Source organism: uncultured Dokdonia sp. (assembly GCF_947492535.1).
GTDB lineage: Bacteria > Bacteroidota > Bacteroidia > Flavobacteriales > Flavobacteriaceae > Dokdonia.
Window position 1 is genome coordinate 479,049 of record NZ_CANLNH010000001.1, and the last position, 26,289, is coordinate 505,337.

Annotated in this window: 20 protein-coding genes; 16 read left to right on the forward strand and 4 right to left on the reverse strand. The window is 33.3% G+C overall.

Features of this window, described 5'->3' with window-relative positions; all coding sequences use genetic code 11:
* Positions 1-9: 9 nt before the first annotated feature.
* Positions 10-2,745 carry an ATP-binding protein gene (locus Q1A60_RS02210; RefSeq protein WP_299763528.1) on the forward strand — a complete coding sequence of 912 codons (2,736 nt, stop codon included), beginning with the start codon at positions 10-12 and terminating at the stop codon, positions 2,743-2,745.
* 169 nt (positions 2,746-2,914) lie between these two features.
* Here the strand turns inward: Q1A60_RS02210 and Q1A60_RS02215 are convergent, their stop codons facing one another.
* Together Q1A60_RS02215 and rpsO are read right to left on the reverse strand one after the other, a co-directional pair.
* On the reverse strand, positions 2,915-5,152 hold the full coding sequence (locus Q1A60_RS02215; RefSeq protein ID WP_299763530.1) for a polyribonucleotide nucleotidyltransferase: 2,238 nt from the start codon (positions 5,150-5,152) through the stop codon (positions 2,915-2,917).
* A gap of 255 nt (positions 5,153-5,407) precedes the next feature.
* Entirely contained in the window at positions 5,408-5,677 is a 270-nt protein-coding gene (gene rpsO, locus Q1A60_RS02220; protein ID WP_299763532.1) for a 30S ribosomal protein S15, read from the reverse strand.
* Positions 5,678-5,851: 174 nt separating this feature from the next.
* On the opposite strand from rpsO, the gene Q1A60_RS02225 reads away from it, so the two are divergent.
* Positions 5,852-6,685, forward strand: a complete 834-nt coding sequence (locus tag Q1A60_RS02225) for a hypothetical protein (RefSeq protein ID WP_299763534.1) — start codon at positions 5,852-5,854, stop codon at positions 6,683-6,685.
* Positions 6,686-6,735: 50 nt separating this feature from the next.
* Here Q1A60_RS02225 and gldA read toward each other — a convergent pair whose 3' ends face one another.
* The gene (gene gldA, locus Q1A60_RS02230) at positions 6,736-7,632 is read right to left on the reverse strand and encodes a gliding motility-associated ABC transporter ATP-binding subunit GldA (protein ID WP_299763536.1); all 897 of its coding nucleotides are present in this window, start codon (positions 7,630-7,632) and stop codon (positions 6,736-6,738) included.
* A 529-nt stretch (positions 7,633-8,161) separates the two neighbouring features.
* On the opposite strand from gldA, the gene Q1A60_RS02235 reads away from it, so the two are divergent.
* The 8 genes from Q1A60_RS02235 to Q1A60_RS02270 all read left to right on the forward strand — a co-directional run bounded on the left by Q1A60_RS02235 (position 8,162) and on the right by Q1A60_RS02270 (position 17,861).
* The gene (locus Q1A60_RS02235; RefSeq protein ID WP_299763537.1) at positions 8,162-8,980 is read left to right on the forward strand and encodes a prephenate dehydratase; all 819 of its coding nucleotides are present in this window, start codon (positions 8,162-8,164) and stop codon (positions 8,978-8,980) included.
* Positions 8,977-10,119 (forward strand): aminotransferase class I/II-fold pyridoxal phosphate-dependent enzyme, encoded by a 1,143-nt coding sequence (locus Q1A60_RS02240; RefSeq protein ID WP_299763539.1) that lies wholly within the window; start codon positions 8,977-8,979, stop codon positions 10,117-10,119. The genes Q1A60_RS02235 and Q1A60_RS02240 overlap by 4 nt, the downstream gene beginning before the upstream one ends.
* Before the next feature lie 82 nt (positions 10,120-10,201).
* The gene (locus tag Q1A60_RS02245; protein WP_299763541.1) at positions 10,202-11,053 is read left to right on the forward strand and encodes a prephenate dehydrogenase; all 852 of its coding nucleotides are present in this window, start codon (positions 10,202-10,204) and stop codon (positions 11,051-11,053) included.
* A 28-nt stretch (positions 11,054-11,081) separates the two neighbouring features.
* Complete coding sequence (locus Q1A60_RS02250) at positions 11,082-12,167, forward strand: chorismate mutase (protein WP_299763543.1); 1,086 nt, start codon at positions 11,082-11,084, stop codon at positions 12,165-12,167.
* Between the two features lie 295 nt (positions 12,168-12,462).
* Positions 12,463-12,897, forward strand: coding sequence for a response regulator (locus Q1A60_RS02255; RefSeq protein WP_299763545.1), 435 nt, complete (start codon positions 12,463-12,465; stop codon positions 12,895-12,897).
* Entirely contained in the window at positions 12,894-13,301 is a 408-nt protein-coding gene (locus tag Q1A60_RS02260; protein WP_299763547.1) for a response regulator, read from the forward strand. The genes Q1A60_RS02255 and Q1A60_RS02260 overlap by 4 nt, the downstream gene beginning before the upstream one ends.
* A 31-nt stretch (positions 13,302-13,332) precedes the next feature.
* A complete protein-coding gene (locus Q1A60_RS02265; RefSeq protein WP_299763549.1) occupies positions 13,333-16,041 on the forward strand; it encodes a TonB-dependent receptor in 2,709 nt (902 codons plus the stop codon).
* A gap of 80 nt (positions 16,042-16,121) precedes the next feature.
* Positions 16,122-17,861: a YfiR/HmsC family protein gene (locus Q1A60_RS02270; RefSeq protein ID WP_299763551.1), complete on the forward strand. Its 1,740-nt coding sequence runs from the start codon at positions 16,122-16,124 to the stop codon at positions 17,859-17,861.
* A gap of 63 nt (positions 17,862-17,924) precedes the next feature.
* Here the strand turns inward: Q1A60_RS02270 and Q1A60_RS02275 are convergent, their stop codons facing one another.
* Positions 17,925-18,380 (reverse strand): hypothetical protein, encoded by a 456-nt coding sequence (locus Q1A60_RS02275; protein ID WP_299763552.1) that lies wholly within the window; start codon positions 18,378-18,380, stop codon positions 17,925-17,927.
* 87 nt (positions 18,381-18,467) lie between these two features.
* Between Q1A60_RS02275 and rsgA the strand changes: the two genes are divergently transcribed.
* The 6 genes from rsgA (at position 18,468) to Q1A60_RS02305 (ending at position 26,287) form a co-directional block, all read left to right on the forward strand.
* Entirely contained in the window at positions 18,468-19,418 is a 951-nt protein-coding gene (gene rsgA, locus Q1A60_RS02280; protein ID WP_299763553.1) for a ribosome small subunit-dependent GTPase A, read from the forward strand.
* Positions 19,419-19,425: 7 nt separating this feature from the next.
* Positions 19,426-19,878 (forward strand): D-aminoacyl-tRNA deacylase, encoded by a 453-nt coding sequence (gene dtd / locus Q1A60_RS02285; RefSeq protein WP_299763555.1) that lies wholly within the window; start codon positions 19,426-19,428, stop codon positions 19,876-19,878.
* A 50-nt stretch (positions 19,879-19,928) separates the two neighbouring features.
* Entirely contained in the window at positions 19,929-21,833 is a 1,905-nt protein-coding gene (locus tag Q1A60_RS02290) for a DUF3857 domain-containing transglutaminase family protein (RefSeq protein ID WP_299763557.1), read from the forward strand.
* A 5-nt stretch (positions 21,834-21,838) separates the two neighbouring features.
* Positions 21,839-23,878 (forward strand): DUF3857 domain-containing protein, encoded by a 2,040-nt coding sequence (locus tag Q1A60_RS02295; protein ID WP_299763559.1) that lies wholly within the window; start codon positions 21,839-21,841, stop codon positions 23,876-23,878.
* Between the two features lie 73 nt (positions 23,879-23,951).
* Positions 23,952-25,958 (forward strand): DUF3857 domain-containing protein, encoded by a 2,007-nt coding sequence (locus Q1A60_RS02300; RefSeq protein ID WP_299763561.1) that lies wholly within the window; start codon positions 23,952-23,954, stop codon positions 25,956-25,958.
* Positions 25,959-25,960: 2 nt separating this feature from the next.
* Positions 25,961-26,287: a nucleotide pyrophosphohydrolase gene (locus Q1A60_RS02305; protein WP_299685068.1), complete on the forward strand. Its 327-nt coding sequence runs from the start codon at positions 25,961-25,963 to the stop codon at positions 26,285-26,287.
* Positions 26,288-26,289 lie beyond the last annotated feature (2 nt).

Here is a 26,289-nt window from a genome sequence, read left to right on the forward strand (position 1 = left end):
TATTGTTTAATGAATACATTAATTAATCGACTTTTTCAAAAGTCATCGGTCATTGATGAGACATCAATTGGCTCAAGTAGTCCTTATCAAGAATTTTTACAACATTTTTATTCTCAAGGAATTACATCTCAGAAACTTGATGCTCTTAAAGAGAAAATATCCAATATTGATTTTAATCCTGATCCTACAAAATCAAGCTATCAACTAGTTGAGTGTTATTTAGAAATAGAACATTATCTCCTTTATCATGATGTTGGATTTTTAGGGAATACGGTATCTCTTCGCAAAGAGTTACAAGATTTTTTCCCTTCAATAGCAAATGCTCAACCGTTTTCTGTTTTATATAAAAATGAGTCTACAGAAGAGATTGCTTTAGCTCTTTTGCTTTCAGACTATTTACACAAAGCAGCTACAGACTATTGCGGCTATGTTTCAGTGCTTGAACCAACTTTTATTTTAGATAAGAATATAAATTTAGATCTCTTAGAAGGTAATATTGTACACTATCTTTCTTGTAAGCGTAAGATTAGAGAATATATAGATGCGCTCAGTATTGAAACACATAAAATTTGTGAGAAAAAAGCGATCATTAATCCATTTCATACATGGTTTTCACAATTTACCAACTTCTATCAAAACCTAAAAGCTTCTGATAAAATCATGTATTATTTACCTGAGGAAGGGCCTTTAGCTTCATCTGAAACTATTCCGACCACTCCTGAAGTTAAATTACAGAATAGAACCAACATACTAGACACACACCAAAATACACCTGCTATTGCTTCTGAAATAGATGCTTCTTTATATAAAGCAATGTTTGAAAACATGCTTGATGGCGCTATTCTATTTGAAAAAAGCGGAAGGGTGATCCTTGCTAATGAAAGAGCACGTACGTTTCTTAATTTATCAGAAGAAAATATAAATGAACAAAACATTTTTGGATTACTACCAGTAGAAATTTCCCAAAAATTAAAAGAAGATATAGAGGATCGTACTCACAAGAAAGAAAAAAATATTTTAGGTAAAAGAGAAGAGATTCATTTATATACATCTGACGGGTCTCTTGAATATTATGAGATCACGATCTCAAATAATTATAATAAAGGAGAGGATACCTATAGTGTTTTCTTAAAAAATATCACTAAGAAAAGAGATAGCCTAGATGTTTTAAGTAAGCAAATGGAACATGTCCAAAAAGCAGCAAAGGCCAAGTCGACTTTTCTTTCTAATATGAGTCACGAAATACGTACGCCACTCAATGTGATTCTAGGCCTTGCAGATATCATTAAAAAAAGTGATAATGAAGATGCAGAGCAATTTAAAAAAAATATTGAAGGCATAAATTTTTCTGCAAAAAGTCTACTGTCTATAGTAAATGATATTCTTGATTTTTCTAAAATTGAAGCTGGTAAGCTATCAATTCAATCGTATAATTATAACATACGAAAGGTAATTACCTCTTTAGCCGAAGGCTTTAAGACAAAGGCAAATGAAAAAGGGATTCTACTTTATACAGAAATTGATGAAAATATCCCTGATATTGTCGTAGGTGATCAATATAGGCTTAACCAGATTCTTACAAACCTGATTGGAAACGCCATAAAATTTACCCACGAAGGAGATATAGGTGTTATTGTATCGTATAAAGAACTTCATGAAGGTCAAATTGAAGTGCATTTTGAAGTGAAAGACTCTGGGATAGGGATTTCTAAAGACAAACTGAATCATATTTTCGATAGTTTTTATCAGATAGAAGAAGCCGGGCATTCAAAGTCAAATGGAACTGGACTTGGATTAGCAATCACTAAAGAACTTATCAATCTACAAAATGGAACACTTACAGCGTCAAGTATTGAGGGTGAAGGGTCTAGTTTTTGTTTTAGACTTCCGCTTACCAAGAGTAAATTGCAAAGCACCGAAGAAAACATTAAGACCCATAAGCGCTGTGATAAACAACTTGAAGGATTACGTGTGCTGGTCGCAGAAGATAATACCATGAATCAATTCTATATCAAGCAACTTATGAACCGTCTTGGTATTGAGGTAGATATAGCTGATAACGGACAGGAAGCTGTAGATGTTTATAGCCAAAAACAAAATGGGTATTATAATCTAATACTTATGGATATGCATATGCCCGTATTAGGAGGGGTAGATGCTATTAAGAAAATACGAATGTCTCATAAGGACTCGATAAAAAAAGTGCCCATAGTCATGTGTACTGCCGATGTTTTTCCAGAATCTAGAAAAAATGCCATAAAAGCTGGTATTGATTTTTACCTCACAAAGCCTGTTGATGAAGACGCTTTAAAAGAAGTGCTTTTTTGGCTTGTTTCTGATGAAGAAACAAATTTAGATGAGGTAAGCACTCCAAAGAAAGAAGATACGCATAGTGCTACGGTGAATATTGCTAAGCTAAAAGAGACTTTTGATAATGACGAAGAATTTATTATATCTCTTTTAGAAATATTTATCGCAGATACTCCTGATGATTTTAATAGTTTAAGTACATGTGTTGAGAGAAAATTTTATACAAGAGCTAGTGAGCTTGCGCATAAGTTAAAATCAAGTTTTATGAATCTGGGGATGACCCATCAAGGATATTTGTTGCAACAAATAGAAAAAAATATCAGTACAGGAGAAGGCGTTGAAACAGGTGTAAAATACTTTGAGCAGTTTAAGAAAATATACACAAAGACACTGCTAGATGTAAATATACAACTCATAGAACTCAAGCGTCTATAACCGTTGAGATCTTAAATTCTAGCAACTAGATGTTGTTAGGTGTAAAATAATAAATACGCTTTCGCGAAAGCAAAAAAAATCGACTACCTAATAAAAGATAGCCGATTTCTATAAGTGATCAGTCTTGAGCGCTATATTGTCTCAATACTAATAATTTATGTAAGTAAGATTAGTCCTTGTTACGGTTACGGTCTCTATTATCGCGACCACCGCCACGATTATCACGACCACCACGATTGTCTCTTCCGCCATTGTTATCTCTTGGTGGGCGAGGTTTCCATCCTTCTGGCTTCTCAAGTAATGCTTTACGAGATACTTTCTCTTTACGAGTTCTAGAATCTATACCAAAGTATTTTACTTCTAATTCTTCACCCATAGATAGTACATCACTTGCATTTTCTGTACGAGCCCATGCGATTTCAGAAACGTGAAGTAATACTTCATTTCCTGGAGCGTCTAGATACTCTACTACAGCACCAAAATCAAGCATCTTGATTACTTTTACTTTATAGGTGTCTCCTACAACAGGCTTAAATGTAATTGAATCTATTTTTGCTAATACAGCATTGATTCCATCTTGACCTGTTCCAAGAATCTCAACAATTCCTTCTTCAGTAACAGGATCTTCATTGATAACAATAGTACATCCTGTTTCTTTTTGAAGTTCTTGTATTACTTTTCCACCAGGACCTATAAGTGCTCCGATATATTCATTAGGAATACGTACAGTTACCATTTTCGGCGCGTGAGATTTCACATCCTCACGAGGTGTTTCAATCGTATCTGTAAGTTTTTCTAAGATATGTAAACGTCCATCACGTGCTTGTTGTAATGCATTTACAAGAATCTCATAGGAAAGACCTTTTACTTTGATATCCATTTGACAAGCTGTAATACCATCTGCTGTTCCAGTAACTTTAAAGTCCATGTCACCTAAGTGATCTTCATCTCCTAGAATATCAGAAAGTACCGCATATTTCCCAGAATCTGCATCAGATATTAATCCCATTGCAATACCAGAAACTGGCTTTTTCATTTGTACACCTGCATCCATCATTGCCATGGTTCCTGCACATACTGTTGCCATAGAAGAAGAACCATTAGATTCTAATACTTCAGATACAACACGTACTGTATATGGGCAATCATCTGGCACCATTCCTTTAAGTGCACGTTGTGCAAGGTTACCATGACCTACTTCACGACGTGAAGTACCACGGATAGGTCTTGCTTCTCCAGTACAGAAAGGAGGGAAATTGTAATGTAAATAGAATGTTTCTTCACCTTCGTAAGATGGCATGTCAATTTGATTTGCTTCTCTTGAAGTTCCTAGCGTTACAGTGGCAAGTGCTTGTGTTTCTCCACGTGTAAATACAGAAGATCCGTGTGTAGATGGTAAATAATCTACCTCACACCAGATAGGGCGTATGTCTGTAGTCTTACGTCCATCTAAACGAAGTCCTTCATTTAAAGTAAGGTCACGTACAGCTGCTTTTTCTGCTTTGCGGTAGTATTTTGAAACAAGGTCTCCAAAGTCTTCTAATTCTTCTTCAGAAAATGTTGCTTTAATTTCTTCTTTAATTTCACCAAAAGCAGCACCACGCTCTTGTTTTGAAGAACCTCCTTTTGCTACAGCATATACTTTATCATATGCCATTTCATGGATTTTCTTTTGTAAATCTTCATCTTCTCTTTCTGGATCATACTCGCGTACTTCTTTCTTTCCGAAAGCTTCTGCAAGACGCTCTTGAGCTGCACATTGTACTTTAATAGCTTCATGTGCAAACTTAATTGCTTCAGTCATTTCTTCTTCAGAAATTTCATCCATTTCACCTTCTACCATCATAACACTATCTGCAGATGCACCAATCATCATATCGATATCAGATTCTGCTAGTTGTGCTCTAGATGGATTAATTACAAACTCACCATTAACACGTCCTACTCTTGCTTCAGAGATAGCACATTCAAATGGGAAATCTGATAATTGTATTGCTGCAGAAGCGGCAAGTCCAGCCATAGCGTCTGGCATTACATCTTCATCATGTGACATTAACTGAATCATCACTTGTGTTTCAGAGTGATAATCTTTTGGGAATAATGGACGTAATACACGGTCTACTAGACGCATGGTTAATACTTCTCCATCACTTGGACGTGCTTCTCTTTTAAAGAAACCTCCAGGGTAACGTCCTGCTGCTGCAAATTTTTCGCGGTAATCTACCGTAAGTGGTAAGAAATCTACGTCTGCTTGTTTGTAGTTAGATACTACGGTACACAATAACATACATTTCCCAGATTGCACAACAACGCTTCCATGCGCTTGTTTTGCAAGTTTTCCTGTTTCGATGGAAATTTCACGACCATCACCGAGGTCTATTACCTCTTTGTAAACTTTTGGAATCATAATTAAGTTCTTCATTCTCGCAAAGACAGGCAATCTTACCAAACCTTACGAGTTGTTAATAATACATGGATGACACACTTCTATTAAGAAGGGGTATCCGTTTTTTAGGTCGTTGTGTTGTAGTTGTAGTTGTGGTGACCAATGAAAAACTAGCTGTTTAGCTTTCTCTGCCTCTTGTCTCGGAGGACTTAATGTGTTATACGCTTTCGCGAAAGCGTAAAAAAGAAGGGGGCACATAGCCCCCTTAAAAATTCTTTATTTTCTAATACCTAATTCTTTAATTATAGCACGGTATCTTAATACGTCTTTCTTGATTAAATAATCAAGAAGCGAACGACGCTTACCTACCAGCTTTACTAATGAACGCTCTGTATTATAATCTTTACGATTATTTTTTAAGTGCCCCGTTAGGTGATTAATACGGTGTGTAAACAATGCGATCTGTCCTTCAGCAGAACCTGTATCGTTTTTACCTTTACCGTGTTTTTCGAAAATTTCTTCTTTAACTTCTTTTGTTAAATACATTCCAATATTATTTAAATGATTTTTATGTATATGATAGACTGTCTATCAGCGTGCAAAGATACAATATTTAATAACATAAAATAAAGTGTCGTGAAAAAACAAATTTTGGAAAGAAATTAAACGTTTTCTTTTTTCTTAAGTCATAATATCGTAAACCATAAAATTGAGAATACGATGAAAAAATTTGAAATGATTAAAATGTTGAGTATGGCGATCATGGTGCTTTTTGCTATTGCATGTTCTGATAATGAAGATGAGGTAACAAGTCTTGATACAGATCCAACAGCAGCCGATTTGTTATTGTCTGCACAAGTAGATACTACCGAAGATGCTAGTTATGCTATTATAGAAAATCTATATATAGAGAATGTAGATGAGACTCACGCTAATGTGGTGAATTCGTTTTTTGCAGATTGTGCTTTGGTTACTGTAACGCCTAATGGAGATGGTAGCGGAAGTGTTTTAGTAGATTTTGGCGATAGTTGCGAACTAACTAATGGTGCTATTGTATCTGGGCAAGTCAATTTAGAATACACTATTGAACAAGGCAATTCACGCACAGTGATGTATACTTATATTGATTTTACGTATAATGGGAATGAAGTATCTGGAGGAGGTACCGTGCAACGTGTTTTTGAAAATGAAAACGGGAATCCACAATCTGAGGTGAATTCAGCAATCACTATTTATTTTCCTGAGCAAGACGTAACTGCTACTCGTGAAGCCAATAGAGTACGAGAGTGGATAGAAGGCGTGGGGTCTGGTACTTGGACCGATAATGCATTTCATGTGACGGGAAGTTGGGATACATCAGTAAGTAATGGATTTATGAGGAGTGGAGAGGTTTTAGAAACTTTAAGAAGAGAAGCTACATGTCCTCACTTTGTGAGTGGAACGTTAGCAATTACTAGAAACAATGTGAGTGGAACACTAAACTATGGAGATGGAGTTTGCGATAATATTGCAATCGTAACTATAGGAAATCAAGATTTTACCATTCAACTGTGAATTTGATGTAAGCGTTAGAATCCCTTTACATTTGTATATGTAAGGGGATTTTATTTTGAAGTAAGCTCAAGAAAAAGACTTTCTAAACTTGCATTCTTTTGATTCAATTGTAAAATTTTAAGTTCGTTGTCATGCGCAAAATCAAATACTTTAGAACGCATGTCTTCTTTTGTATTAAAAGTAATTTCATAGATGAAATCATGTGTGTTCTTTACAGACACAACTTTATCTAATCGTTCTAAAGCAACTGTTTCTACACGGTAGTCAAACTCTACAATAACAGCTTGTTGTTGCCCTTCTCTAAGTTCTTGTAGTTTTTTGTCAGCTACAATTTTTCCTTTATTAATAATAATAACACGATCACAGATAGCTTCTACTTCTTGCATAATATGCGTGCTCATTAAAATAGTCTTTTCTTTACCAATAGATTTGATAAGCCCTCGTATTTCTAGTAATTGATTTGGATCTAAACCTGTTGTAGGTTCATCTAGAATTAAAACTTCAGGATCATGTAATAAAGCATTTGCAAGTCCAACACGTTGTCTATATCCTTTGGAGAGTTGCCCTATTTTTTTATGTGCTTCAGGTGTGAGACCCGTAAGTTCTATCACTTCTTGTACGCGTTCTTTTTTTGTTTTATGCACATTTGCATTAAATGCTAAATACTCGCGTACATACATTTCTAAGTAGAGTGGATTGTGTTCTGGTAAATACCCTACAGATTTGCGTACGTTTTGTATTTGTTTTAAAGTGTCATACTCATTTACAATGGCAGTTCCTTTAGTGGGAGAAAGGTAGGTAGTTAAGATTTTCATCATCGTACTCTTTCCTGCACCATTAGGGCCTAAAAAGCCTACAATCTCTCCTTTGGTAAGTGTGAAAGAAACATCATCCAATGCTTTTTGAGTGTGATATGTTTTGGTGATATTTTTTACAGCGATAGACATAAAAGACGTTTTTACAAATCTAACGAATAAGAATAATACATATTTTATATTATTTCAGTAGTTTTTTTATGAAAACATAAATATTCAATACGAAAATTGAAACTACTGAAAAAAAAGTTAAAAAATAATTGACTTATGTTGTTTAACTTACTTTTTTTTCTACTTTTACAGCATAACAAATTCATAATGTTTACAAACATTTATTACTGGAATAACTATTTCTTTTTCTTCGGGCAGTTGAAATCGGGACGGTGATTGTAATAAATACACTCAAAAACTCTTAAAGTCCTGATTTTTTTATCAGGACTTTTTTTTGTTTTAATGGGAATCAGTTTACCCTGTGAATTGTTACTAGAAATATGAAGTAAAATAAGATTTTCACCTGTGTGGAAATAAAATAAAAAGTCGGATGTTGGGATGAGATTCCCGCCTTCGAGATAAAAAAAAGTCGGATGTTGGGTGAGATTCCCGCCTTCGAGATAAAAAAAAGTCGGATGTTGGGTGAGATTCCCGCCTTCGCGGGAATAAAATGAGTATAGCAATTCAAGGCGTAAAAGGTTCTTTTCATCACAAAGTGGCGCAGACATTTTTTGAGGCCAATGTATCTGTACTAGAATGCATGTCGTTTCCAATACTCGTAGATCAATTAGTGTCTGGAAAAGCGACGGCAGCAGTGATGGCTATAGAAAATTCGATTGCAGGAGCTATTCTGCCTAATTATGCACTTATAGATCAGCATCAACTCACAATAGAAGGAGAATTTTACTTAGATGTACAACATAACCTTATGGCTTTACCGGGAGAGAATATAGAAGATATTAAGGAGGTATGGTCACATCCAATGGCGCTCATTCAATGCCGTGCTTTTTTTGAACAGTACCCTACTATAAAATTAGTAGAAGCTACAGATACAGCAGCCGTTGCACATCAGATACAAGAACAACAACTTAAAGGGGTTGCTGCGATTGCTAGTGAAGCAGCTGCTCAGATTTACGGTTTGGATATTATTGCGCATCAAATACAAACGATTAAACATAATGAGACACGTTTCTTCATCTTAAATACAAAGGAGAAACAACTTAATACAGCTTGTAATAAGGTATCTATCTGTTTTAGAACAGATCATAAAAGAGGGAGTCTAGCTACTATTCTTAACGTTATGAGTGATTGTAAACTCAATTTGACTAAAATACAGTCAATGCCAGTTATAGAAATGCCATGGCAGTATGCCTTTTTTGTAGATGTAACTTTTGAGGCCTATAGCGATTATGAAAAAGCAAAAAAAGTACTGGCTATTATGTCTACAGATTTTAAAGTATTAGGGGAATATAAAAATCAAAAGCGATGATACAACCTGCAAATAGATTATTAGAAACCAAGGAGTATTACTTTTCGCGAAAGCTTAAAGAAGTACGCGCATTAGAAGCTGCAGGTCATCCTATTATAAATATGGGAATTGGAAGTCCAGATGTGGCTGCTCCAGATGCTGTTGTAACTGCTCTAAATACTGCGTTAGAAAACCCTAAAGTACATCAATATCAGAGTTATACGGGAATTCCTGAGTTAAGAGAAGCAATGGCTGTTTTTTATAAGAAACAGTACAATGTGCAGATAGATCCAACGACAGAAGTATTGCCTTTGATGGGGTCGAAGGAAGGGATTATGCATATAAGTATGGCATTTCTTAATGCAGGAGATGAGGTTCTGATTCCTAATCCTGGATACCCTACATACAGTGCAGTGGCTAAGTTGGTTGAGGCAGTACCTGTATTATATGATTTAGATGAAACAAATCATTGGTTGCCAGATTTAGAGGCATTACAAGAGCAGGATCTACGTCAAGTAAAAATCATGTGGATAAATTACCCACATATGCCTACAGGAGCCACCGTGAAAGATGGTTTTTTTGAAAAATTAATTGCTTTCGCGAAAGCAAACGACATCCTTATTGTTAATGATAATCCCTATAGTTTTATATTGAATAAAGACCCCATGTCAATTCTTAGCGTAGATGGCGCAAAGGAAGTTGCTTTAGAACTTAATTCCTTGAGTAAGAGTTTTAATATGGCGGGCTGGCGTGTAGGTATGGTGATGGGAAGTGAAACATTTATAAATCACATCTTGAAGGTGAAATCTAATATGGATAGTGGTATGTTTTATGGTATTCAGCAAGGCGCTATTGCTGCATTACAACTTGATGATTCTTGGTTTGAATCTATAAATACACGTTATAAAAAACGAAGAGCTCTTATCTATACGCTTGTAGAAAAATTAGGGTGTACCTATAAAGAAGATGGTGTAGGGCTTTTTGTGTGGGCAAAACTCCCAGAAGGTGTAGATGCTGAGGTTTTTATTGATAAAATATTGTACAATCAGCATGTATTTATAACACCAGGAACCATTTTTGGAAGTCAAGGTGAAGGCTATATACGTTTTAGTTTGTGCGTAACAGAAGATCAAATTCAAAAAGCGATTGATCGGTTTTAATAACGCTTTCGCGAAATCGAACTTGTGAGATTCACGACCACAGGGAGAGAGAAACGATAAAGCATATAAAGAAGAATAACAGTTGGAAAAAATATACATCATAGGGATCGGATTGATAGGAGGCTCTTTTGCAAGAGATCTTAGAAAATTATACCCAAAAGCTAAAATCTTTGGGATAGATACAACGCCTAGTCATATCACTGAAGCTATACGTATAGGATTAATTGATGAAGAGGCCACAATTGAAGGCTTAGGAGAAGCAGATATGGTAGTGTTATCTATTCCTGTTGATATTGCCGTAAAAGTACTGCCAAAAGTATTAGATCATATAAACGATCAAACATTGGTTATTGATATGGGATCTACCAAAGCATCTATCTGTGCTTGCGTAGCAACTCATGAGAAGCGAAGAAATTTTTTAGCCTGTCATCCTATTGCAGGAACAGAGTTTTCTGGGCCAATGGCAGCTATAGAAGGGCTTTATCATGGGAAGACTAATATTATTTGTGAAGTAGAGAAAACAAGTTTTAAACTACAAGAAAAGGCTTTGCAATTATTTACGTCTATAGGGATGCGTATTCGGTATATGGATCCTGTGTCTCATGATAAGCATATTGCTTATGTGTCTCATTTATCACATATAAGTGCTTTTATGTTAGGGAAAACAGTAATTGATAAAGAAAAAAACGAACGAGATATTTTTGATATGGCAGGAAGTGGTTTTGCATCTACTGTAAGACTTGCAAAAAGTAATCCAGTTACTTGGACTTCCATATTTAAGCAGAATAAGAAAAACATTTTAGAAACACTAGATGAGTATATTTCTAATCTCACTCACTTTAAAGAATTAATGCAAGAAGATAATTTTATAGCAGTGCATAAAGAGATGGAAAATACAAATCATATTAAAGAAATATTAAAAGGAATAGAATAAGCCTGAAGAGGTATAAATTTGTAATACTATGGAGAATAAGAAAGAACTTAGAAATTGGTTAGATGCTTTTGGTTTGGATCATCCACTTGTGATCGCTGGACCGTGTAGTGCCGAAACAGAAGAGCAGTTATTGAAAATTGCACATCAACTTAAAGATACAGATGCAACGGTATTAAGAGCTGGTATATGGAAACCTCGTACACGACCAGGTAATTTTGAAGGGGTAGGCGCACTAGGATTAAAGTGGCTACAGAAAGCAAAGCAAGAAACAGGAATGCTTACGACTACAGAAGTTGCAAATCCGCATCACGTAGAGCTTGCGTTACAACATGATGTAGATATTCTATGGATTGGAGCTCGTACGACAGTATCTCCTTTTATTGTGCAAGATATTGCAGATGCGCTTAAAGGAACCGATAAGACAGTATTAATTAAAAATCCTGTGAATCCAGATTTATCATTATGGCTAGGCGCTGTAGAGCGTTTTTATACTGCAGATATTAAAAATTTAGGAGTGATTCATAGAGGGTTTTCTACTTATGAAAAAACACGTTATAGAAACAATCCAGAATGGCAAATAGCAATTGATCTTCAAAACCGTTTTCCAGATCTTCCTTTAATTCTTGATCCTTCTCATATTGCAGGTCGTCGTGATATTATTCATGATCTGAGCCAGACGGCATTAGATCTGAATTACGATGGTTTGATGGTAGAGACACATTATGATCCAGATAATGCTTGGAGTGATGCTGCTCAACAAATTACTCCAGACACATTAATCCAAATGATGATTGATCTGAAAATTAGAAAAGTAGAAGGAAGTGAGGTAGAGTATAACAATAAAATTAATACCCTACGTACGCAAATAGATGTAGTGGATCATCAACTTATAGAGTCTTTAGGAAAACGTATGAAGATTGCAGATCAGATTGGACACCTTAAAAAAGATAATAATGTTGCGATACTACAAACAAAACGTTGGAATGAAATTTTAGGGAAGATGATTTTAGAAGGAGAACAAAATAACTTAAGCGAAGAATTTATTCTTAGAGTATTTAAAGCAATACATCAAGAATCTATTAATCATCAGCAAAAAATAGCACTTTCAAAGTAAGAATATATTTTTTGATTGTAATTCTTAATTATAAAAAATGTCCATTGAGGTTTCATTAAAACCTCAATGGACATTTTTTATATAGAAATATTGATAAGTAAAGTAACAATCTTTGTTATGTAATATCATGCCGATAGCTAATAAAAAGAAATAATTTTGTAAGTATTAGACTACTTTTTTGGTAATTAAAATGTTTTTTTTCGGTAAAAAGCAAAAAAAACATGATTAAGTGCTCAAATAATCCTAAATTAGTCAACTTAAATGTATAATGATAATTATTTTTTATTTTCCCTAAATGACAAAAAATACAAAATCAGTATTATTCATTGACGATGATAAAGCAACGAATTTCTTGAATGAGCGTATAGCTAGGAATTATGGTTGCTTTAATAAAGTAGTTACAGTTCAAAGTGGTATTCAAGGATTACAATATCTCACGACTTGTCATTCGGATATCAATAAGAAGCCTGATTTAATCTTTTTAGATATCAATATGCCAGCTATGAATGGATGGGAATTTTTAGATGAGTTTTATAAAATGCCAGAAACGTTTACTAGAGGAATAAAAATTGTCATACTTTCTACTTCTTCTGAGCCAAAGGATATTGATAAATTCAATAAAAATAAAAAATTACTTGATTATATAAATAAACCAATCAATCTAGATGTGTTAAATAATGTGATGCGAAAATTTTCTGACGTCACAAAATCTAATATAGGTTTCGGATGAAAAATAGAGTGCATAAAATACTATTAGTTGATGATAATAAAGCAACCAATTTTTTTAATAAACAAATTTTAAAAAAATATGGTTTTGAAGGGGAGATAGTAGTAAAAACAGACGGTTTAGAAGCTATAGAGGAAATAGAAAACTCTGAAATGGCGGATGTCATTTTTTTAGATATCAATATGCCAATTATGAATGGGTTTGAGTTTCTAGAAAAAATTCAAACCATAGAAGCTTACAAATTATATAATCCATTAATAGTAATTATGATGGGTGTAGAACTACCTACAGAAGATGTAGAGAAGATTAAAAGAATAAATAATGTGCTATTAATGCATAGAAAAATGCTATCTAATGAGTCTATAGACGAAGTGCTTTCTTACTTGCCAGAAGGTGTTGCTATATAGGTTTATTTATAAAATGATTTATTAAAATAGAATGCTTAAAAAACTATCCCTAACTGTTTTTCTTGCCTTTCTTTTTATAAGTATTGGACTTGCTCAAAATACTGTGAAAGTACATGGTAATGTGTCTGATCAATTTGGAAACCTTCCAGGCGCTCGTATCTTTATAGAAGGTGAAGGTGTATCTACATCTACAGATATAGACGGTAATTATACAATACAAATGATCCCTGGTGATTATATAATTACAGCTTCTTTTACTTTGTATAAGACAGTTTCTAAAACGATTTCTGTAATTGATGGTATAGAAGAACTAAAAGTTGATTTTCTACTTGAAACTGGTTTTTCGGTGAATCAATCTGTTAGTATTGATTCTAAATCTATAAATACGTCACTTTTTAATGCGAGTTCTCCTATTGAAGTAGTAACCGCTCAAGATATAGCAAACTCATCTCAATATGATTTAAGTCAAGTATTACAGTATTTAGTGCCTTCATTTCATTCTGCAAGACAAACAATATCTGATGGTACAGATCATATAGATCCAGCAGCTTTACGAGGTTTAGGGCCTGATCAAATTTTAGTGTTAATTAATGGGAAAAGACGACATAATAGTGCACTGCTACATGTAAATGGTACTGTGGGAAGAGGAACTGCAGGAATAGATTTTAATGCAATACCAGTAACAGCAATTGATAAAATAGAAATATTAAGAGATGGCGGAACAGCACTTTATGGATCTGATGCTATTGCTGGGGTAATAAATATTATTCTTAAAGAAGATATTAATGAAACCTTAGTGTTTGCAAAAAATAGAATAAATACAGAAGGAGATGGATATACATATGTGCTTGGAGCAAATTCTGGATTTAAAATAGGAAAAAAGGGATTTGCAAACCTTACAGGAGAGTATAGAAATCGAGAATCTACAAATAGATCTGGTAATTATACAGGTACAGTATATACAGATGATGTCGCGTTGGATGATCAACTTATTGAAGAAAATGATTTTTTTGGTCAAACTGGGTTTTCTGATAGAAGGATTATCGAAGCTGGAAATGCTGCTACAGAAAATCTTTCAATAGCCCTTAATAGCGAAATTGAAATTTCAGATAATACTTCTTTCTATTTATACGGATTACGAAATAGTAGAATAGGAAAATCTAGAGGTTTTTATCGTTTACCAAAAGACGAATTGAGAGTAGTATCAGAATTATACCCCAATGGCTTTTCTCCACAAATAGTTACCAATAGTATTGATAATTCATTGTATGCAGGATTTAAAAAAGAACGTAATGGATGGAGTGTTGACTTTAGTCATGGAATAGGAGCAAATCGTATTGATTTTAATATTTTCAATTCTAATAATGCGTCACTAGGCGTAAGCTCTCCTCGTAACTTTTTTGCAGGAACATATAGATATACACAGCATGCCACAAACTTAGATATAAGTAAAGAAATGAATTGGCTTAATGGAGTAACAGTTTCTTTTGGAGGAGAACTTCGAAGAGAAAATTATACCATTTTGCCTGGCGAAGAGGCCTCTTATATAGATGGGGGCGTAACGTATATTAATAGTGATGGAGAAGAGATTCCGCGTATCTCAGGTTCTCAAGTGTTCCCTGGTATATCTCCTGATAATGCGATTAGCCGTTCTAGAACATTAAACTCTATATTTTATCAAGTAGATGCTAAGGTAACTGAAAAGTGGTTTGTCAAAGCAGCAGGAAGGTCTATGGCTGGCAGAAATATTTTTGACGGTTTGATATGGAAATTATCCTCAAGATATAATTTTAATGAAAACTTTGGATTAAGAGTAGGGTATAATACAGGACGTAGACCACCATCATTACATCAATTGTTTTTTCAGAACATTGGCACACAATTTATCTCTACAGGTCCTGCTCAAATAGGAACTTTTAATTCTGAAAGTGAAGTGGCTAGAGCTTTTGGAACTCATAATATTAAACCAGAATCTTCTACATATTTTAGTGCTGGTTTTAATGGCAAAATAGCTGATAAGTTTACATTTTCATTTAATTATTATGATATAAAAATTAAAGATAGGATTGTTCTTTCTGGAAGGATTTCAGAAGGATTTGATGAGATTTTAGATCCTTTGCAAGTAGATATTGCACAGCTGTTCACCAATGCTTTAGATTCTAGAACAAATGGATTTGATGCCACTTTTGGATATCAAGCTTCTATAGGTAGAGGAAGGCTTAGTACTACACTTACTGGTAATATTACAGAGACAAAAATTAGAGGAGATATAAATGTGCCAGAACCTTTTGTAGAAGCTGGACTTGAAGATATCTTCTTTAGTAGAGAAGAAATTGCTAGAGTTGTATCATCTCAACCCAGAAGTAAGTTTATTTCTACTTTTACATACGATATTAATAAGTTTCGATTCTTGGCAAGAAATACCTACTTCGGTACAGTACTTTTTATTTTTCCATTAGATATAACCCCAGATGATTTTGTTATTAATGATTTTACTGGTTTGCCACAATCAAGAGATCAGAAGTTTTCTTCAAAAATTCTGACAGATATATCAGTGTCTTATAAATTGAATAATAGTATTGATTTTACAATAGGAGGAAATAATATTTTTGATATTTATCCAGATAAAATCAATCATTCTGCATTGACTGGACGAGGTCAATTTGTATATAGTAGAAGAGTGCAACAATTTAATGTGAATGGGGCTAATTATTTTATTGGATTTCAAGCAAAATTTTAATCACTGTGAGAATAACATCAAAATATATAATAAAGAGAAGCCAGATCTGGTATCTCTTGTTTTTTTGTGTTATAAATACAATGTATTCTCAAAAATCAAATGAAGAGGTAGAACGGCAACAGCGTGCAATTTTTATTTTCAATTTTGCGCAACAAGTTATTTGGCCTGAAGAAAGTAGAAAAGATGCATTTACTATTGGTGTAATGGGAGCAGATCCAACTATCGTCAATGTGAATCAAATGGCTCAAAAAAGGTTTGTATACGGAAAACCTATTCAAGTAAGACGTATTAATAGAATAAGTGAGATAGACGATCTTCATATTATATATGTTCATAAGAAGTATAACTTTAATGTAGAGTCTATTCTCAAACAAATAAGAGGCAAAAGAATTTTATTAATTACAGAAGGATATAGCTATAATGCTTCTATGATTAATATGATTAGAGCTGAAGGAACGTACAAATACGAGATTAATAAAAGACTAATTTCCAGAGCAAATTTAAAGATGACTTCTTCATTAGAAGAATATGCTATAAGCTCTATTGATAAATGGCAAGAACTCTATAAAAATGCTGAGGAAAAACTTTCTGCAGTTACTGAAGAAAATGAGCAGCAAAAAGAAATTATAGAACAACAACAGGAAGAAATCGGACATCAACAAGACGCTATTGTTACACAGCAAAAAGAAATAGAAACAAAAGAAGAGGTCATTCTTGAAAAGGACTATTCAATTCAAAATTTATCAGAAGATAGTGAATTGAAAAATATAGCATTACAAGAAAAAATAGCGTTAGAAAAAAAATTAGAACGGAGTATACAAAAACAGATAGAACAGCTAAAAACTCAAGAAGAAAAAATTAAGCAAAGTGATGAGCAAATAGAGCAGCAACGTCAGTTTTTGGAGTATCAAAATGCAGATATTGTAGAGAAAGAAGCCATTTTAGAAAAAAACACAAAAACGATTGTTAATCAAAAACGAGCAAACCAAATCCTTATTCTACTATTGTTTTTCTTAGGAGCTGCTAGTTTATGGATATTTTTAAGTAGAAGGAAAAGTAAAAGACTCAATAAACTATTAAAAAAACAACACACAGCTATAGAGGAGCAATCAGAACAATTAGCTTCAAAAAATAAAGAACTAGAACAGTTTGCCTATATAGCAAGTCATGATTTACAAGAGCCTCTTAATACAGTATCAAGTTTTATAGAACTATTAGAGATAGAATACAAAGAAAAATTTGATAGTGATGGAAAAGAAATTCTAAACTTTATAAAAGAAGGAAGCGTTAGAATGAAAAAACTTATTGATGCTTTATTACAGTATTCTAGGCTTGGTCGTAATTTGAATTTTAAAGCGGTAGATTGTAGCGTTATTCTAAAAGAACTTCAAGCAGATTTAAAAGTTGTCATAGAAGAAAATGATGTATTAATAGAAACTCATAATCTTCCTGTAGTACATGGAAACGATATTGAGTTGCGATTGTTATTTCAGAATTTAATAAGTAATGGGATTAAATTTAGATTGCCAGATACTAAACCACATATCTTTATCGATTGTAAACAGTTAGAAGAAAATATAGATGATGAGGTTAAAAAATATTGGCAGTTTTCTGTAAAGGATAACGGAATTGGAATTCCAAAAGAATACCAAGATCGTATTTTTGGAATTTTCCAAAGACTACATTCAAGAGAAGAGTATAAGGGATCAGGAATAGGATTAGCGCATTGTGAGAAAATTGTAAAATCTCATGGTGGAACTATATGGTTAACGTCTAAAAAAGATCAAGGGTCAACTTTTTATTTTACAATTCCAACATAAAAAAGCTCCCAATAAAAATAGTATTGGAAGCTTTATACTTAAGTACGTTTATGAAACGCTTATCTATTGTTTAGGTCTTTTAAAGATATATCTCGTAATAAAAATACCTTTTCCATCACCTTTTCCACCTTCACTCTCTACAGCACTTGCTACAAAAGCAAGATCCCATCCTTGCGCAAGCATATCGTTAATTTTTGATTCAATAAGAGCGTCATTAGAAGCGATGTTTTGGAAACGAATACCACCTAGGTTAAAGAAGTTTAAAAGTTTTGTTTCATCAAATCCTTTTACTCTAATCTCGTCTCTTTTTGACTTGTTACGTCCTTTGTCTTCTTCGGTTTGAGTAGATGTAAACTCTTTATAATCTCTTGTGTCATTTGCAGAAATAATACGACTACGACCTAATCCGTTAGGTACGATAGATTCTATAGAAGTTACAATTTTTACTTCATACTCCTGTGCTTGTATATCAAGTGATAGTAAAGAAATAAAAGCGAATACTAGTAAGATTTTTTTCATAATGTATTGTTATTAAATGGTTTTTACAATCGCAAATTAAATGAATTCGTATGTAAAAAGTAACTATTTTTGCTATAATTAATAAGTATGACAGGAATTGTATATAAATCTACCGGAAGTTGGTATACCGTAAAAACGGAAGATGGAGCTTGGTATGAATGCAGGATTAAGGGTAAATTTAGAATTCAAGGTATAAAAAGTACAAATCCAGTAGCAGTAGGGGATATTGTAGATTTTGATCTTGATACTAAAAGTGATGTAGCTACAGGAGTTATTACGACGATTCGAGAGAGAGAAAATTATATTATTCGAAAATCTGTAAACTTATCTAAACAAACACATATCATTGCATCAAATGTTGATCAGGTCTTTTTATTGGTTACATTAAATAATCCACCCACATTTACAGCTTTTATTGATCGATTTTTGATTACGGCCGAAGCCTATGGTATCAAAGCAATATTACTTTTTAATAAAATAGATACCTACACAGAAGATGAGTTACTTGAAATTAAATTTCTTGCTGCTATGTATAGAGAAATAGGGTATGAATGCATGGGGATTTCTGCTTTAAAAGAAACCAATGTAGATGCTGTTAAAGAACAGATGGAAGGGAAGGTTAATATGTTTACGGGACATAGTGGCGTTGGTAAATCTACCCTTGTAAATGCAATAGAACCAAATCTAAATCTTAAGACAAAAGCGATTAGCGAGCAACATATGCAAGGGCAGCACACAACTACGTTTGCCGAGATGTATGACCTTAGTTTTAATGCAAAAATAATTGATACTCCAGGAATTAAGGGGTTTGGAATTGTGGATATGGAGCGCGAAGAAATTGGGAACTATTTTCCAGAATTTTTTGCCTTAAAAAGTGAATGTAAATTTAATAACTGTCTTCATTTAGAAGAACCTAAATGCGCTATTAAGGAAGCTTTAGATAATGATGAGTTGCACTGGTCTCGTTATAAAAGCTATGTGCAAATTATGGAAGGAGACGAAGAGCAATACCGCAAAGATCAATATGCACCTCATTAACTAATTTATGAGAATAATTATACAACGTGTTTCTGAAGCATCCGTAACCATTGATGATCAAGTAAAATCTAGTATAGAACAAGGATTCTTGATATTGTTGGGTATTACTCATGAAGATACGCAAGAAGATATAGACTGGCTTACCAATAAAATTATCGGTTTACGCGTGTTTAGTGATGCCAATGGCGCTATGAATCTTTCGGTTAAAGACGTAGACGGAGATCTTTTAGTCATCAGTCAGTTCACGTTACATGCAAGTACAAAAAAAGGAAACCGCCCTTCATTTTTAGAAGCCGCTCGACCAGAAGTTGCCGTTCCGCTATATGAAGATTTTGTGAGTACGCTTTCGCGAAAGCATACCAAGGAAGTATACACAGGAAAGTTTGGAGCCGATATGAAAGTACGATTGTTAAATGACGGACCTGTCACAATTACAATTGATTCAAAAAACAGACAATAATTTTTTGCTATATCTATAAGTAGCTTTATATTACCCTCAAAAAAAGGGGAATGCGTTTATTATTTTTGTGTTGCATACTACTGCAATCCATAGTGCTTGTTGCTCAAAATCCATTTGATTTTACAAGTTCTACAATACCAGAAGATCTTAGAGAAAATGCTGATAGCGTTATTCGAGATGAGCAAATTACTATTAATATTCCGGATCAACGTACATTAGAATATAGTAAATACAGAGTCATTACAGTATTTAGTAAGAGAGGAATGTCAGATATTGATGCCTATGCTAGTTATGATAAAAATTCACGTATCAAAACACTAGAGGCCGTTATATATGACGAAAATGGGAATGAAATAAAAAAGTTTAAGAAAAATGATTTTATAGATGCAAGCGCGGTAGATGGAGGAACACTGTTTTCAGACTCTAGAGTTAAGTATTTAGATTATACGCCTATATCATATCCTTTTACCATCGCTTTTACGACTTCTTGGGTGAGTAATGATACCGCATTTATTCCTTTTTGGTTTCCTAATAGTACGTATGAAAGTAGTACCCTTAAGAGTCACTGTACCATAACGTACACCTCTGATCTAGAATTAAAGTATAAACTTTTAAACCCTATTGATCAGATTGTCATTGATGAATCTCCAGGGAAACTAGAAGTGTCTGTAGAGAATTATAAATCTTTTGTGCCAGAATCCTATAGTTTAGGTTTTAAAAATATGGTTCCTAAAATGATTTTTTCCTTAAACAAATTCCATCTTTCTGGAGTTGACGGTACTGCAACAGATTGGAGTAGTTACGGAAAATGGATGGATGAATTTCTTTTAAAAGGAACAAGAGAACTATCTCAAGAAACAAGAAATGAAATATTAAAATTAGTAGAAGGCGAGACCGATAAAATAGAAAAGGCACGCAAGATTTATGAGTATGTGCAGGAAAAAACAAGATATATCAGTGTTCAAATTGGAATAGGAGGTTGGAAACCTATGTTAGCATCAGAAGTAGATGCTTTAGGATATGGAGATTGTAAGGCATTGACAAATTATACAAAATCATTATTGGAAGTTGCAGAAATTCCTTCATACTATACCATTTTATATGCTGGAAATGATAAAAGAGATATCCAACCAGATTTTGTTTCAATGCAAGGAAATCATGCTATTCTAAGTATTCCCAATGGAGATGATTATGTATGGTTAGAATGTACAAGTCAAGAAATACCTTTTGGATTTATAGGAAACTTTACAGATGATAGAGACGTCGTAGTTATTACTCCAGAAGGAGGGAAAGTAGTCCACACAGATGTGTATGATTATACTAAGAATACACAACAATTGACAGGAAAGTGTAAGATTACTCCAGAAGGAACCTTAGAGGCGCAAGTAGATATGTTATCTAAAGGAATACAGTATAACGATAGGTATTTAATTGGAGATAAAATAGACAGTGATCAGAAGAAGCATTATTATAGTTTTTGGGAGCATATTAATAACCTGAAGATAGATGTAGTCACCATCGAAAATAATAGAAGAGATGTGTCTATGAAAGAGACTGTTGTGTTTTCTGCAGAGAATTATGCTTCTTTTGCAGGAGATGAAATGTTACTTTCATTAAATGCGCTTAATAGATATACGAGAACACCGAAGAGATATAAAGAACGGAATTTAGATGTGCATATCTCAAGAGGTTTTGTAGATGAAGATCAGGTAGAAGTTATAATTCCAGACAACTATAAGTTACCAGAAACTTTAGAAAATGTAGTGTTAGATAGTGAGTTTGGCTCTTATAATCTTACGTATGAAATACTAAACGAAACAACTGTAAAATACTCCAGAAAGTTCTCAATGTACGAGGGAACATACTCAAAAGATAAATATAAAGATTTTAGGTCTTTTATAAGAAAGGTAGTTCGTTACGACGGACAAAAAATAGCATTAAATAAAATAAAATAAATACGATGATTAAACATTACTTGATCCTTATAGGGTTCATTTTTTTAGGACAATCTGTAACTGCTCAGAATTATAAATTTGGAAAAGTATCTAAGGAAGAACTTGCAGAGACTGCTCATAAATCTGACCCGGAAGCTAGAGCCGCTGTTTTATATAGAAAAACGCATACAAAATTTAATTATTCGCAAGATGATGGTTTTGAGGTGGTTACTGAGTATCATGAGAGAATTAAAATATACAATAAAGAAGGGTATGATCTTGCAACACATCAAATTGGACTTTATCAGACTTCTAGTGCTAAAGAGGCAGTGTCGTCTATAAAAGCTGTAACGTATAACCTTGTAGATGGTAGCATAAAAGAAAGCAAACTTCAAAATAAGGGTGTGTTTGAAGAAGAACGAAATAAAACACTAAAAGTTAAAAAGTTTACCATGCCAGACATACAAGATGGCTGTATCATTGAATTTAAATATACGTTTACCTCTCCTTTTTATTCTACGATAGATGAATTTCGTTTTCAAGAAAATATTCCTGTAGATAAAGTTGAAATGAAATTTTATGCCCCAGAATACCTAGTTTACAGAACGCACGGAAAAGGAGCTATTCCTTTAGGTTTGGAGACTACAAAAAAATCTCGTACCATAAGGTATCGATATGAGGATAAGAGTTTAGCTAAAGCAGGACAAGAAGCAAATACTTCCGCTAGAGAATTACCAACAAAAAGGAGTACCACAGAAGTAGAGTTTACAGAAAACGGATATCTTATAGATCTTGAGAATATACCTGCACTTAAAGAAGAGCCTTTTGCAGGTAATCTCAATAATTATTTATCAGCATTACAATTAGAATTATCGTATACAAAGTTTCCAAATTCTCAAATACGTAATTATGCAACCACTTGGGAAGATGTCGCTAAGAAAATATACAAATCAGATAATTTTGGAAAGCAACTTCTGCAAACAAAATACTTTAAAAAAGACATAGATAATTTACTGTCAGGTGTTACAGATCCTAAAGAGAAAATGCTAAAAGTGTATGATTATGTAAAAGAAAAAATGAATTGGAATGAGTATTATGGTGTATATGCAGATGTTGGAGTTAAAAAAGCGTATTCAGAAAACGTAGGTAATGTGGCAGATATTAATTTGATGCTAGCCGCGATGCTTAATTATGCAGGGATAGAAGCAAATCCAATTCTATTAAGTACAAAAGCTAATGGAATTCCTTTCTTTCCTACTAGAAGCGGATTTAATTATGTCATCACTGGCGCGATCTTAAAGAATAATTTATACCTTCTTGATGGGGTTGATAAAACAGGGTCTCCTAGTATATTAAAGTCGAATCTTTTAAACTGGAAAGGAAGAATGATTCAATCAGATGGGAATTCATTATTAATAGATTTACTTCCACCTAAACCTGCAGTGCATACAAGTCTTATGAATTTAGAAATAGATGAAGACCTTATGGTAATAGGAAATTCAAAAAATAGATATACAGGACATTATGCTAGAAATCAAAGGACTAAATTTATAAGCTTGAATGAAGATGAGCAGTCTGAAAAAATGGAAGAAGATTTTGAATCTTTAGAAATGATTGACCATTCTTTTAAAGAAATAGATAATTACAGTAAACCTTTAACATTAGAGTATAATTTTGAAGTAGAAGATGCTGTTGAAGAAATTGGAGATAAATTATATATAAATCCTTTTTTACACTTAGCAACAAAAGAAAATTATTTCAAAGCAGAAGAAAGAGCGTATCCTATAGATTTTATATATCCTTGGTCTGATAAGTATAATGTATCTATAACTATTCCAGAGGGATATACTGTAGAGTCTTTGCCAGATCCACTGTCTATTAACCTTTCTAATGGTATGGGATCATTTAGATACGGTGTGAGTCAAAATGCAGGAAAAATAATAGTAACCTATCAAAATCTGATGAAGACACCAATTATTGGAGCTGAGTACTATAAAGATTTACAACAATATTATAAAATGGTTTTAGAGAAAGAAGCAGAAAAAATTGTTTTAGTGAAAATGTGATTATTTTTAAAATTACGCTCCTGTCTGCCGACGAGGCAGGTTCGCGAAAGCTATCAAAAACATAAAACAAAAAATGAGATACACAGTTCTTCTTTTATTAATACTCTCTTTTGTAACCCCTTTAAATGCTCAAGAATTTAAACTGGGTAAAATCAATAAAGAACATTTTGAAATTCCTTTAAGTAAGGAGGAAAAAGCTGCACCCGCTGTTTTTTTGAATAAGTATAGAAGAACACATTTTGAATATCGTGATGATCTTGATGGTTGGCTTTTGTATACAACAGTGCATGAGGTCATAAAGATCAATAGTATCTCTGGATTTTCCTATGGTACAAAGAAGATTCAATTGTTTAATGAAGGAAGAGAATCAGAAGCTGTAAAAAAGGTAGAAGCCTATACCTATACTATTGAAGACAACGAAGTAGTTAAGATTAAAACCCCTAAAGAGCGTATTATAAAGAATAGAATTAATGAAAATTTAGATGAAGTCACCATAACCATACCAGCGGTCAAACAAGGAGCTATTATTGAATATAAATATACTGTAGAGTCTTCTTATTATGAGATAGATGATGTTATTTTTCAAGAAAATATTCCTGTTAAAAATGCATTTGCTATCATAGAATCTCCACAGTTTTTTGATTATAATAAATTCATTAAAGGATATAGAGATATTCTCTCAAATGATTATGTGAAACTTCGTCAAGAAAATGCCAGTTTTGAACTCAGAAACCCTTTTGGTGGGAGGACTAGCAAAACGCTCACAAATAGGATAAAATATAATGATATTGTTTCAGAGTATCACCTTCAGGATATTCCAGCCTTAAAAGAAGAGCCTTTTGTAAATAACATGGAAAATTATAGAATAGCTGTTGTTTATGAATTGGCAACGGTAGAATTTAAGAAAGGAATTAAAGAAAAAAGAGCTAAAAGTTGGGATGAGGTAGCAGAATATCTAAATAATCCAGCACGTGTTACTGGACAAGTTGATAGGGCTAGTTTCTTAGATGGTGTAAGTGATACTTTAAAAGCAAAGTCTGTAGCAACCTTAGATAGAATGAATTTTGCTTATGACTATATACAGGATAGAATGACGTGGGATCGAGGCGTAAATAAGTATAGATCACAAGATTTAAAGAAAGCGTATTATCAAAAAAAGGGGACAGCATATGAGATTAATACATTATTAGTTTCCCTATTAAAAAGAATGGGATTACAAGCAGCACCAGTAATGGCAAGTACTAAAGATAATGGCATTCCTATATTTCCAACAGTAGATGGTTTTGATTATGCGATAGCAGCAGTATATTACAATAATGAGTGGATTCTAATGGATGCTTCTGGTAAAAACTTATATCCAGGTTTATTGCCAGAACGTGTAATGAATTGGGAAGGTAGGCTTTTAAAAGAAAATGGAGAGTCTTTGTCTATTCCATTGTTTTCAAGAAAGCATTCAGATAATAAATCTTCTATTATTATTTCTGTAAATAAAAAAGGAGAGATGTCAGGCAAATGCCGCCAGAAATATTCAAACAGTGAAGCACTCTATATTAGAAATATACTTAAAGGAGAAGAACAAGATTATCAAGAAGATATTCTGAAAGAAATCATAAGTGAAAATAATGTATATGATGTCGTTTTTGAATTGGAAAATTCATCAAAGCCAACAATGATTTCTTATGGTTTTGAAACGTCCAACTATACAAAGATTGTAGATGATAAAATGTATCTTTCTCCACATCTATTTTTAGAGAAATCTGAGAATCCATTTAAAGCATTTTATAGAGAGCTTCCTATAGATTTTAGATATCCTAGGATTGTTGAAAATATAATAACCTATAAATTACCTGAAGAATATACAGTAGATAGTATGCCTGAACCTTTAGAATTAAAGCTTTCAGGTGGGTTAGGGTCTTATAAAATAGCGTTTAAGCAAGTAAATGGTCAGAGCATACAAGTTCTGAGTTCTTTTAAAAGTAATAGCACATTAGTGAAAGCAGATGCTTATAACGAAATCAAAAATTTCTACGAACAAATTGTTGCTAAAGAAAAAGAAAAAGTAGTTTTGATAAAAAAATAACCATGAATATATCAAATGCACAACAAGCCGTAGATGATTGGATTAAAAATCATGGAGTTCGTTATTTCAATGAACTTACAAATATGGCACAACTTACTGAAGAAGTAGGAGAAGTCGCTCGTATTATAGCGAGACGTTATGGAGAACAAAGTGAGAAAGAAAGTGATAAGGATAAAGACCTTGGAGAAGAGCTAGCAGATGTCATGTTTGTTGTATTATGTTTAGCAAATCAAACAGGTGTCAACTTACAAGAAGCTTTTGATAAAAAACTAGATATCAAAACAAAACGTGATCATGATAGACATCATAATAACGAGAAGCTTAAATAGAA

What these genes read in the sequence shown, in the direction of transcription:
- Q1A60_RS02210 (WP_299763528.1), top strand. Translation starts at nt 10, where the DNA reads ATGAATACATTAATTAATCGACTTTTTCAAAAGTCATCGGTCATTGAT.
- Q1A60_RS02215 (WP_299763530.1), bottom strand. Translation starts at nt 5,152, where the DNA reads ATGATTCCAAAAGTTTACAAAGAGGTAATAGACCTCGGTGATGGTCGT.
- rpsO (WP_299763532.1), bottom strand. Translation starts at nt 5,677, where the DNA reads ATGTATTTAACAAAAGAAGTTAAAGAAGAAATTTTCGAAAAACACGGT.
- Q1A60_RS02225 (WP_299763534.1), top strand. Translation starts at nt 5,852, where the DNA reads ATGAAAAAATTTGAAATGATTAAAATGTTGAGTATGGCGATCATGGTG.
- gldA (WP_299763536.1), bottom strand. Translation starts at nt 7,632, where the DNA reads ATGTCTATCGCTGTAAAAAATATCACCAAAACATATCACACTCAAAAA.
- Q1A60_RS02235 (WP_299763537.1), top strand. Translation starts at nt 8,162, where the DNA reads ATGAGTATAGCAATTCAAGGCGTAAAAGGTTCTTTTCATCACAAAGTG.
- Q1A60_RS02240 (WP_299763539.1), top strand. Translation starts at nt 8,977, where the DNA reads ATGATACAACCTGCAAATAGATTATTAGAAACCAAGGAGTATTACTTT.
- Q1A60_RS02250 (WP_299763543.1), top strand. Translation starts at nt 11,082, where the DNA reads ATGGAGAATAAGAAAGAACTTAGAAATTGGTTAGATGCTTTTGGTTTG.
- Q1A60_RS02255 (WP_299763545.1), top strand. Translation starts at nt 12,463, where the DNA reads ATGACAAAAAATACAAAATCAGTATTATTCATTGACGATGATAAAGCA.
- Q1A60_RS02260 (WP_299763547.1), top strand. Translation starts at nt 12,894, where the DNA reads ATGAAAAATAGAGTGCATAAAATACTATTAGTTGATGATAATAAAGCA.
- Q1A60_RS02265 (WP_299763549.1), top strand. Translation starts at nt 13,333, where the DNA reads ATGCTTAAAAAACTATCCCTAACTGTTTTTCTTGCCTTTCTTTTTATA.
- Q1A60_RS02270 (WP_299763551.1), top strand. Translation starts at nt 16,122, where the DNA reads ATGTATTCTCAAAAATCAAATGAAGAGGTAGAACGGCAACAGCGTGCA.
- Q1A60_RS02275 (WP_299763552.1), bottom strand. Translation starts at nt 18,380, where the DNA reads ATGAAAAAAATCTTACTAGTATTCGCTTTTATTTCTTTACTATCACTT.
- rsgA (WP_299763553.1), top strand. Translation starts at nt 18,468, where the DNA reads ATGACAGGAATTGTATATAAATCTACCGGAAGTTGGTATACCGTAAAA.
- dtd (WP_299763555.1), top strand. Translation starts at nt 19,426, where the DNA reads ATGAGAATAATTATACAACGTGTTTCTGAAGCATCCGTAACCATTGAT.
- Q1A60_RS02290 (WP_299763557.1), top strand. Translation starts at nt 19,929, where the DNA reads ATGCGTTTATTATTTTTGTGTTGCATACTACTGCAATCCATAGTGCTT.
- Q1A60_RS02295 (WP_299763559.1), top strand. Translation starts at nt 21,839, where the DNA reads ATGATTAAACATTACTTGATCCTTATAGGGTTCATTTTTTTAGGACAA.
- Q1A60_RS02300 (WP_299763561.1), top strand. Translation starts at nt 23,952, where the DNA reads ATGAGATACACAGTTCTTCTTTTATTAATACTCTCTTTTGTAACCCCT.
- Q1A60_RS02305 (WP_299685068.1), top strand. Translation starts at nt 25,961, where the DNA reads ATGAATATATCAAATGCACAACAAGCCGTAGATGATTGGATTAAAAAT.